The sequence below is a fragment of the Pantoea stewartii subsp. stewartii genome (assembly GCF_008801695.1).
Classification (GTDB): domain Bacteria; phylum Pseudomonadota; class Gammaproteobacteria; order Enterobacterales; family Enterobacteriaceae; genus Pantoea; species Pantoea stewartii.
In genome coordinates this window covers 1-790 of sequence record NZ_VZPF01000210.1, presented here as the reverse complement: position 1 = coordinate 790, position 790 = coordinate 1, and the positions used below count along the sequence as shown (strand labels likewise).

Sequence of the window (790 nt, the reverse complement as noted above, 5' to 3'; positions counted from 1 at the left end):
GGTGCGATGACCAACCACTGGGTGGATATTAAAAACGCCAACGTCGTGATGGTGATGGGCGGCAATGCCGCAGAAGCGCATCCGGTGGGATTTCGCTGGGCGATGGAAGCGAAAAATAATAACGATGCGACGCTGATTGTCGTTGACCCACGCTTTACGCGTACAGCGTCGGTGGCGGATATTTATGCGCCAATACGTTCTGGTACGGACATAACCTTCATGTCCGGCGTGTTGCTGTACCTGATTGAAAATAACAAAATCAACGCTGAATACGTTAAGCATTACACCAACGCCAGCCTGCTGGTGCGGGATGATTATGCCTTTGAAGACGGTCTTTTCAGCGGCTACGATGCGGAAAAACGCCAGTACGATAAAACGAGCTGGAACTATCAGTTTGCTGAAAACGGCTATGCCAGACGCGATGAAACGCTGACGCATCCGCGGTGTGTGTGGAATCTGCTGAAACAGCACGTTTCCCGCTATACGCCAGAGGTTGTGGAAAACATCTGCGGTACGCCAAAAGCGGACTTCCTGAAGGTCTGTGAGGTGCTGGCCTCTACCAGCGCCCCGGATCGCACGACCACCTTCCTGTATGCGCTGGGCTGGACGCAGCATACCGTCGGGGCGCAAAACATCCGCACCATGGCGATGATCCAGTTGCTGCTAGGCAATATGGGGATGGCTGGCGGCGGTGTGAACGCCTTGCGCGGCCACTCTAACATCCAGGGCTTAACGGATTTAGGGCTGCTCTCCACCAGCCTGCCCGGTTATCTGACGTTGCCGTCGGAAA

1 protein-coding gene is annotated in these 790 nt (G+C 54.7%); it reads left to right on the top strand.

The window, feature by feature from the left end:
* On the top strand, positions 1-790 hold a 790-nt coding region (locus F7Q90_RS25765; protein ID WP_151161171.1), incomplete at both ends, for a molybdopterin-dependent oxidoreductase.